Source organism: Nostoc sp. UHCC 0251, assembly GCF_034932245.1.
GTDB lineage: Bacteria > Cyanobacteriota > Cyanobacteriia > Cyanobacteriales > Nostocaceae > Nostoc.
Map to the genome: position 1 here is coordinate 1 of NZ_JAYGHD010000241.1, position 2,547 is coordinate 2,547.

Consider the following 2,547-nt stretch of genomic DNA (forward strand, 5'->3'; position numbering starts at 1 on the left):
CCCGGATAAATCCTGGGGCATTAATTGCGAATTGCGAATTGCGAATTGCGAATTGTGCTGACTTTTGACTTCCCCAAAGGGGCTGACCAATCTCTAGGAAGGGTAAACTGGCAGTGTGAAGTGGAACCATGCTCCGTTATTGGGGGCAGAGTCTACCCAAATTTGGCCATAATGTGCCAGGATGATGCGTTGGCATAAACAAAGACCAATCCCGTAACCTTGTGTACCCTCATCTCGTTGCAGGCGGAAGTGGTTTTCAAAGATGCGATCGCGATTCTCTACAGGAATACCAGGCCCAGTATCGCCAATACTAAACTGAACTTTTTGAGTAGTGCGGTGCAATCCGGCAATGCTAATCTTGCCACCTTCTGGGGTATATTTGATGGCATTATCCAACAAATTCACTAGCACTTGACGAATGCGTTCTGGGTCAGCATATACGTATGGCAAGTCATTAGGAATATCTGTTTCTACCTCTTGGGATTTGGCGGTGTAGCGATCGCACAATTCTTCTAATACATCTAAGCAAAGTTTACCTAGTTGTACCTTTTGTGGTAGAATAGGGAACTCTGTATCTTTGCCACGACCTACCTCTAAAAGGTCAGCAATCATCCGGTCAATGACCTTAGTTTGATTGCGGGCTTGTTTTAATAAATGCGCCGTCATGGATGGCTTGAGGCGCTGAAATTGCCCTGTATCTAAATTGTAGTTAGATTGGAGAGTTTCGATTGCGATCGCGGCAGCAGTTAGGGGATTGCGGAGATCGTGCGCCAGCATAGCAATCACCCGGTCTTTAAACTGTAGCTGCTCTTGGAGGTTATCTTTTTCCTGTTTTAAGCGAAAGATTTCGTCTGAGAGTCGGATGAGTTCCGCAGAAACAGCAACAGAACGGATAGTGGATTTGGGTGATATCGCCCTAGTATTGTCATCTATACGTTCTTGTAAGTCTTCCTGCACCTTTAAGTAGGCGTCTACAGCAGCTTGCCAGCGAGGCCACCAGCTTTTCAATTGCGTTATTATATTACTACCAGCCAGAACTTGTTGTGGTTCTGGATGGATTTTGATTAAAGCTGGTGTTGCTATCAATTTAAAGTGTTCTGCTAAGTAAGGTTGTTGTCCAACATCGATCGTTTGAATTTCAAAACTATACTCAGCCTGCAATTCTTTTAAGTAAGCACGGATTCGCTGTACTTGTTGTCGGGACTTTGGGCGTCCATCGATAAACAGTAACAGCTGGAGTGGAGCCTCAGAATGAATAGGCTGATCCTGGGAAACTTGCATGTAATCGTGTTTCAGCACTGGTAACAACCCGGCGACGCTTTACAGAAAGTAAAATAGATTGACGGTTGTCGATGGTCGTTGTTTTTTCTTCTTCAATTTAATATCTATTTTAGATTTTTAATACTCCTATCAGTTCTGCGTTTTTGACATCAGACATATCTTTTTCAGCCTTTTGCCCTGTTTTGGTTAACTTTATCTCTAAGAAACACCCAAGTCCCTTGAATATAAGTCTTAATTTGCCCTGAATCAAAAATTTTTGCCAGAGCTAGCAGGTGAAAGGTTGAACGGTATGTCAATTTGACTACTTGCTTTGAATAAGTGATCACCCAAGCAAACGCAGATGCTAATTGTATCTAATCTATCAGGAAGCTGTTAACTGTTCAGACCAAGTTTGTAGAGGGCTTTCTCAACCGTCAGTGCATCTGATGAAGTGTTTTTTTGCCTTTACCCAATCATTAGTAGGATTAGGGAAATAGTCACAGTTAACTATGTACTGCCTCTATAACTTGCGGAGCGCACCCTCTACCCAGCTTTCCTAAAAGAATCTGTACCCTATCCCAGAAGAACAGGGGATGGATTATCTCAAAGAAAGCCTTGGATAATAGAGAGGCAATGCCTACGGCGGTAAACTACGCACTTTTAGAGAAAGCACTGACTGCTTTCGAGGCTGCCAAGAAACTCTTGACTACAGCACAAGTAGCACTTTCCCTAGAAAATCAATTTAGAGATACTAGCGAAACTGCTGCGACACTTGACTGCTTTGCCTATCACCCCGGTCCCAAAGAACCACAAACTTACGCTAAGTTCCTGGAATTGCTTAATAGTGGCATTTTCCAGCTATTGCCTTATTCAGCTTACCATCGTCGGATGAATAATTTCCAGAATCGATTGTAAGCCAGCGTTAGCGAACTTTACCCATTCCCCTCCTTGGGTGAGGCTAAGGGGGGCTTTAGTCTTAGTCTATCACTTCAATTGCTTGGCGGTAGCATTAGCCTAATGCATTTGGAAGAAGATTAAAGCTTTTGGTAGCTACACTGTTCTTTAGCTAGTTTTCAATCAGTTATCCGCTTTGCCAAGTGAATATTTCCAGAACTATCTAAAAAATTGATTGTCCATCTAGTAGTCTGTCAATAAATAATTGATAGATAAATTACCTGTAGAGACGGCGATTTATCGCGTCTCTCTAACCGTCAAAATGAATTTGACAGACCACTAGTGGTCTGGCAAGTCAACTTTGATGAGTTAATGCCGTTTTTTGGTATGCTT

Annotated in this window: 2 protein-coding genes; one reads left to right on the plus strand and one right to left on the minus strand. The window is 42.7% G+C overall.

Annotation, left to right across the window (positions count from 1 at the left end; genetic code table 11):
• Window positions 1-93: 93 nt before the first annotated feature.
• Window positions 94-1,299, minus strand: coding sequence for a histidine kinase (locus VB740_RS17835; RefSeq protein ID WP_323201292.1), 1,206 nt, complete (start codon window positions 1,297-1,299; stop codon window positions 94-96).
• 576 nt (window positions 1,300-1,875) lie between these two features.
• Here VB740_RS17835 and VB740_RS17840 point away from each other — a divergent pair.
• A complete protein-coding gene (locus VB740_RS17840; protein ID WP_323201293.1) occupies window positions 1,876-2,175 on the plus strand; it encodes a hypothetical protein in 300 nt (99 codons plus the stop codon).
• Window positions 2,176-2,547: the final 372 nt, after the last annotated feature.